8 protein-coding genes are annotated in these 5954 nt (G+C 40.8%); 2 read left to right on the forward strand and 6 right to left on the reverse strand.

The features are described from left to right. Positions 1-238 precede the first annotated feature (238 nt). Positions 239-1798: an SIR2 family protein gene (locus tag CLFS41_RS03745; protein ID WP_045091505.1), complete on the forward strand. Its 1560-nt coding sequence runs from the start codon at positions 239-241 to the stop codon at positions 1796-1798. A gap of 208 nt (positions 1799-2006) precedes the next feature. Here the strand turns inward: CLFS41_RS03745 and CLFS41_RS03750 are convergent, their stop codons facing one another. The 5 genes from CLFS41_RS03750 to CLFS41_RS03765 all read right to left on the reverse strand — a co-directional run bounded on the left by CLFS41_RS03750 (position 2007) and on the right by CLFS41_RS03765 (position 3980). Further along, positions 2007-2783, reverse strand: a complete 777-nt coding sequence (locus tag CLFS41_RS03750; protein ID WP_045091506.1) for a CHAP domain-containing protein — start codon at positions 2781-2783, stop codon at positions 2007-2009. A gap of 101 nt (positions 2784-2884) precedes the next feature. After that, positions 2885-3121, reverse strand: a complete 237-nt coding sequence (locus CLFS41_RS03755; RefSeq protein ID WP_045091507.1) for a hypothetical protein — start codon at positions 3119-3121, stop codon at positions 2885-2887. Then, positions 3108-3449 (reverse strand): hypothetical protein, encoded by a 342-nt coding sequence (locus tag CLFS41_RS03760; protein WP_052665608.1) that lies wholly within the window; start codon positions 3447-3449, stop codon positions 3108-3110. Before CLFS41_RS03760 ends, CLFS41_RS03755 begins: the two co-directional genes overlap by 14 nt. 16 nt (positions 3450-3465) lie before the next feature. Next, entirely contained in the window at positions 3466-3573 is a 108-nt protein-coding gene (locus CLFS41_RS30970) for a CD1375 family protein (RefSeq protein WP_278279999.1), read from the reverse strand. After that, on the reverse strand, positions 3573-3980 hold the full coding sequence (locus CLFS41_RS03765) for a hypothetical protein (protein ID WP_052665610.1): 408 nt from the start codon (positions 3978-3980) through the stop codon (positions 3573-3575). The genes CLFS41_RS30970 and CLFS41_RS03765 overlap by 1 nt, the downstream gene beginning before the upstream one ends. 181 nt (positions 3981-4161) lie before the next feature. On the opposite strand from CLFS41_RS03765, the gene CLFS41_RS30005 reads away from it, so the two are divergent. Then, positions 4162-4329, forward strand: coding sequence for a hypothetical protein (locus CLFS41_RS30005; RefSeq protein WP_161797477.1), 168 nt, complete (start codon positions 4162-4164; stop codon positions 4327-4329). Between the two features lie 484 nt (positions 4330-4813). On the opposite strand, the gene CLFS41_RS30010 is transcribed toward CLFS41_RS30005, so the two are convergent. After that, a partial coding sequence (locus CLFS41_RS30010) for a hypothetical protein (RefSeq protein WP_045091508.1) occupies positions 4814-5954 on the reverse strand: 1141 nt, incomplete at its 5' end.

Below are 5954 nucleotides of genomic sequence, written 5' to 3' on the forward strand. Positions count from 1 at the left end.
TCCGGAATGGGAAGAAAAATTAATAGTTGATGAAATAATCAGAATCAAAGAAAGAAACATGAACAGCGGCGAGGAATGATCCCCGCCGCTTTTTATTATTCCGCCACCCAATCCGCCCTATTTCATTTAATAGACAATGCTATTTGTATAGGGATGGAGGCAAAAATAAATTCAAGACTATTGGCACAACACTCTTTTTGATATATAATTTATAAAAAGAGTGCTTTGGAGGTGTAGTATGGCCATAAATACATTAGAAGATGTTGTTTCCAAATTTAATACCACCCCTTTTTTATTTATTGGTTCCGGAATAACTAGAAGATATTATAACCTTCCCGATTGGGAATCTCTTCTGAGAATATTTGCCACTCGCATAAATGAAGATCCTTTTGCTTATTCTTCTTATGAAAATAAAGCTAGAGTTTTAAATAGTAAAGTAGGGCTTTATCCTAAAATTGCAGAACTAATAGAATCCGATTTTAATAATTTATGGTTCTCCACTCCATCAAAAAGACATCTTAATAAATACTATCTTGATCTGGTTTCAAAAGGATCCTCTCCTTTTAAAGCCGAAATAGCAATGTATATCAAAGAAAACTCTCACATTGTTTCGGATTATGAATCAGAAATTAAAAATTTCCACAACCTCTCTAAAAAAAGTCTATCTGGCGTTATTACTACAAATTATGATACATTTCTAGAAAATACTTTAGATGAGTACAAAGCATATGTTGGTCAAGAAGAACTTATATTTTCATCAATCCAAGGTATCGCTGAGATTTATAAAATACATGGTTCTGTGGAGAACCCTGACAGTATTGTAATTAATAGTACTGATTACAATGTTTTTGATGAAAAAAGTCCCTATCTTGCTGCCAAATTAATGACTATTTTCATGGAATACCCTGTAGTTTTTCTTGGCTATTCCTTAAATGATTCAAATGTCCAAAAAATAATCAAGTCGATAGTTGATTGCCTATCACCCGAAAACCTTTCAAAGCTCCAAGAGCGCTTTATATTTGTTGAATATATCCCCAATATAACAGGCGCTGATGTGTCTTCACACACAATGGTAATTGGTGATAAAATATTATATATGACAAAAATTAGTTGTTCTAATTTTGACTTGATATATAATGCATTAAGTATTAAAAAAGCAGAGCTGCCAGTAAAACTTTTAAGAAAATTCAAGCAAGAATTGTATACCTACACTATCAGCAACTCCCCAACTGCTAAATTAAAAGTAGTTAATATAGATGACGGTCGGCTTGATGACGATGAAATGGTTATGGCAATAGGAAGAATGTCTGATTTTGGCCTCAAAGGTCTTAGTGGACTAACCGGAAATGAGTGGTATAGAAATGTTGTCTTGGATGATTTAGATTTTAGTGCAGACGAGTTGCTTGAATATGCTTTTCCAAAGCTTATTAAACAAAATACACGTCTTCCCTTTTTTAAATTCTTTCGTCAGGCAAAGGGGCATTACCCTATAGTCGAGGAATTGGCTGAGAAAACAAATTTTGATTCCATCATCAGTACAAGCATAAAAAATCATAGATCAGCCTTGGGGAATTATTCATCTGTTCAAGAAATATGGGATGGAGAACAAACAAATTTATATAAAGCAACCCTACTTATAGCATATTTGGAAGAGAGTCAGATTGATTTAGATTGTCTTGAAAATATCCTTCTCAATATATTCACTAAAAATGACGATATCCTTGATACAGCAAGCACCTACATAAAAACAAATATACGCCGGTTAATTAGGATATATGACTGTTTGAAATATAAATAAAATAAAAAGCCTATTGTGTACAGTGTTCATAATACAAACACCAACCAATAGGCTTTTCTAAAATAGGCAATAGCCGTACCATCATATACTTAGTACCCAGAAACTGAGTACCGTTCTAATCAGTACTTTATATAATATTCGATACTTCTCTATGACTATACAACAGATATTGAAATTTGTCTATAGTATTTTTCTACCATAATAACCTCTAAAACTCCCCTATATATTGTTCTCCCTCTGGAGCCACATACATTGCACACTCCAGGGGATGACCGTACTCCGGTTCAAAGTAATACCATTTGCCATCAACCTGGTGCCAATCCGTCAGGGCGTATCCATCCTCATTAAAATAGTACTTATGATGATTGATGATCTGCCAGCAGGACTTATGATAATCCGTGGTGCTGTATGCATACCACCAGCCGTTAAGATCATGATGCCAGCCAATCTCATATGTAGGTTTCTCCACCAATGACCATTCTGGGCGTCCATAGCCATCAATCCTGGTATTGTCCAGGCTGTATTCCTTCTGGCAAACCGCACCACCATTGGGGACGATGGCTGCACCTGCGCTGGTATTACCTTCAATCGTTCGTACTTTTGTCAATGTAACCTCTGTCACAATTCCTGTATGGTTAATCCGATCTGTCCCCCTAAAGAATATCTGATCCCCAGGCTGGGGAGTATCCTTGTAGTACTGTCCCTTATTCTTATAGTACTGGGCTGATGTAGGTGTGTAAGCAGAGAATCCGCCTCCAAGAAGTTGTTTTGCTGCCACTTGACCGAATGCCTGTACAAAACACCAGTCAACAAACATATCGCACCATGGTTGTCCTTGGAGGGATGGATACAGATCCCTGGCGTACTTAGTATAATTCCCACTTCCGGCATTTGCGGTCTTACTGTCTAACTGACTGTTGCTGCGTTTCTCTAAATATCCAATCTCCTGCCTTGCTATCTCCAATATTTTATCCTTTGCTGTCATGCCTTCCTCCAATTAAAATAAGGCCCAGGTAATTCCCAGGCCTGTCCAATATGTTACCATCCGCTTAACCCCGCGGTGGGAGATGTATGGATCACCTCCAGCTATTTAGGAGCCACCTCGTCCTTGTTAATAGTATCCGTTCCAGCTGCTGCTGCATCTGTCATGCCCTCACCGATTATGTATGCAATTAATGTAGCACCTCCCATTATAATAGCTGTTACCTGGGTAACCGTACTGTCATTTGATCCGGCTGCTACCATAATGGGGGTCACAAATCCTACCACAGCAGCCCAGAACTTCCGGCTTGTCAGTTTCCTTGCCCAATCAATCTTTTTCATCTGCTACCTCTCTTTCTGGCTCATAGGGGAGCGCCAAACATCTATTATATAGTTCCTCTCCTGTTCCGTTTCCTCCCAGCGCCCTGTATGGGAGGAACATATATTCCAGGTTGTCCCGGTCATCAATGGAGCAATATCCTTTACGCAAGTAGTATTGGCAGGCCTGATACAAGCGGTCATGCAGGATAGCCAACACTCCCTGCTTTACCAGGTCCTGCTCCTGTTTCCATCGGTGCACCTTCCGGCCAAGCCATGCAACCGCGCCTGATATTGTGGCAAGCACCTCCTGGACCCAATATTTTTCAATGGTTTCGATTAAGTTCCTCATGTATCCTCCATCATCCTTATGGATTCTGCTCCAGCCATTCTTCTACTGTCGGCCTCCACCATGCCTGCACATCCTCAATTGACATCTCACCTGCCCTAATCTTGATTCCATAAAACCTTCCCATTATTCCTGTCCTCCTTCCGTTCCTGCCAACTGCCCTGCAATCTGCCCTGTCAATGTTGCAACATCATTTATGGCCCCATCCTGCACCTGCTGTCCTTCTTCAACCGCCGCCAGGCGCTCCAGGATTTTCTCCATCTCAGTTTTCTTGCGCAGGCTATAAGTCGTAAGTATTGTTCCACCCTCCTGCACTACGGATGTTTCCGACACCAGCAGTAGGTCGGTATCATTACCGATTACCTCTCCTTCCCCACTCTTAATCTGCACGCTGGACAAATTGTCCTTGGTCAGCATATCCCAGGTGGACACCATGGATTCCTTGTCTGCTGAGAGTACCTGCATCGCTCCTATGGAGGCTCCTGCCTCCAACTCAATAACAGTACCGTCTTTTAAAATCAATGTATCTTTCATAATATTCCTTTCTCCCGGATTCCGGGTATAAAAATAAGACCCCAAAGGGTCTGGTTAATGGGTTTCATTTATATCGTAAATAGCAAGTTCTGTTTATTCGCCTTGCATTTTCTCCCCCCTCTTTCTATACTATGAGTACAGGCTCTGGCAAGCCAAGTACAAAAGAAAGGAGAGATTCTAAATGCAACATAATTATGAAGATATCGTTGCCCTTGCTAAATCTGTAACCGAAATAGCACTGCAACGAAATATGATTAAAATGAGCAGTGATTGCGAGAAAACAGCTAAATACATAGCTGAATTCTATAATACTTTTGTAGATGCGATCACACAGCCAGAATCTAAGTAGTTGGCAAAGAGGCTCTGACCGATACTAGTTCTGCCAGAGCCCTCGATAACATAAGAATCTCTTTTTCATTTCCTACACGGCTACTGCATTCATTGTTTATTCTTTCTGATATACTTTTGATAGTGTAATCTAATTTATTCTGATCCATTTTTCCTCTCTTTCTGCTGTTTTTTGGACAGCTCCATTTCTTTTCAAAATAGCAATTTAGAAAAGAATCCGTATGAGGTCGTAGCCCCTTTCACCAGCTCCTACATAGCTGCCGGAGGAACATTGACCTTTGACACTTCACCCTATCCGGACTATTCTTTGTTTATCCTATTCGCTTTAACAGGATTTGTAGTATTTGCCAGATATGCTGCATCGGTAAGCTTTACACCACATAACGTATCTGGTGTGACTGCTGAAACCAACGGGTTGAAAATCACCTTTACTTTTGCCAATGATAAAAATTATTCAATCATACGTATAGAGTAATATATGATCATTAAACATAATATTCCATCATGTTTATTGCTGTTCCAGAAGCAATGGCTGTCTTGGGTGTGATCTTAACGTTACCATCGTTATCTATGTTAAGGTATACTGTCAGTTCCGATCCTTTCCCGCTGACGAATACATTATGATACCAGTCAACCCTAGATTTTAAAGATACATTGCTGGCAATTATATATTCGGTACCGGCGGTTAAAGCTTTATTTATATACCCAGATAGTCTTATAGCTTTTAAATTGTCATTACCAAATTTGATCAAATGCAGGTTCAAACCATATTGATTGGTAAAAGATTGTACATTATAATCCGCATTTGTAATAAGGTTATTCCATTCTCCGTATGTACCACCACTAAGTTTTCGATACTTGATTCCAGCATCTGAAACCATTAACTGTCCCCCGTAGTTACCGGTAGGACTAAGCTCTCCTATGATGGTTCCGTCAAAACCATTAGTTGACATGATTATGTAGTACCATGTCTGTGCAACGCCACCAAAATCTGATAACGTGACTTTCAGACTTGCTGCATTTTCTTTTTCCTCAGGATTTGCATTTCTAAACAACACCCTGAAGCGTCCATCACCTATATTGCTATTTTGCGTAACAATCGCACTGACTATATCTGCCGCTCCCCCGGGCAGATCAGCTGTGTTCCCGATCATCTCAAGCAATGTCCTTCCATATGCTGCGTCCAGTGGGTATTTCCCCGGTTCGTTGCATAGGCCATTGTTGACCAGTTGTCCGGTATGTAAGACAAATTTAAGACCGGCTTTTAGGTCCCGGAAAAAGCTTGGAAATCTCACCCCGCTAGTCAGCCGGTTAAGAAAATCACCGAAGCCCGATATCCCAGGTACAACACCACTATCATCAAATGCAGGCGCGGCGAAGGAATCACACATGTCCTGTACTGTTACCTTATCCCCCGGCTGTCCAAAATACTCCACCGCCACGTCCGGTTCCGGCCCTCCTGCGGTAATGTTGATGTGGGTGGTACCGGTAAAGGTGGTAAGGGCGTTTAGGGCGGATTGGGTCGCGGAGGGGAGGGGTTCCCAGGTGGGGGTGGTACGTTCAAAGATGGTTGATATGGGATGGGCCGCGAGATACGCTTTGAACGCAGCCAGATCGCCAGAAAAG

The sequence above is a fragment of the Clostridium sp. FS41 genome, assembly GCF_000954015.1.
Lineage (GTDB): Bacteria > Bacillota > Clostridia > Lachnospirales > Lachnospiraceae > Enterocloster > Enterocloster citroniae.

Excerpts from the sequence above, each read along its gene's own strand:
- CLFS41_RS03765 (WP_052665610.1), bottom strand. The coding sequence starts at position 3,980 with ATGAAAGATACATTGATTTTAAAAGACGGTACTGTTATTGAGTTGGAG.
- CLFS41_RS03750 (WP_045091506.1), bottom strand. The coding sequence starts at position 2,783 with ATGACAGCAAAGGATAAAATATTGGAGATAGCAAGGCAGGAGATTGGA.
- CLFS41_RS30970 (WP_278279999.1), bottom strand. The coding sequence starts at position 3,573 with ATGGGAAGGTTTTATGGAATCAAGATTAGGGCAGGTGAGATGTCAATT.
- CLFS41_RS03745 (WP_045091505.1), top strand. The coding sequence starts at position 239 with ATGGCCATAAATACATTAGAAGATGTTGTTTCCAAATTTAATACCACC.
- CLFS41_RS03760 (WP_052665608.1), bottom strand. The coding sequence starts at position 3,449 with ATGAGGAACTTAATCGAAACCATTGAAAAATATTGGGTCCAGGAGGTG.
- CLFS41_RS03755 (WP_045091507.1), bottom strand. The coding sequence starts at position 3,121 with ATGAAAAAGATTGATTGGGCAAGGAAACTGACAAGCCGGAAGTTCTGG.
- CLFS41_RS30005 (WP_161797477.1), top strand. The coding sequence starts at position 4,162 with ATGCAACATAATTATGAAGATATCGTTGCCCTTGCTAAATCTGTAACC.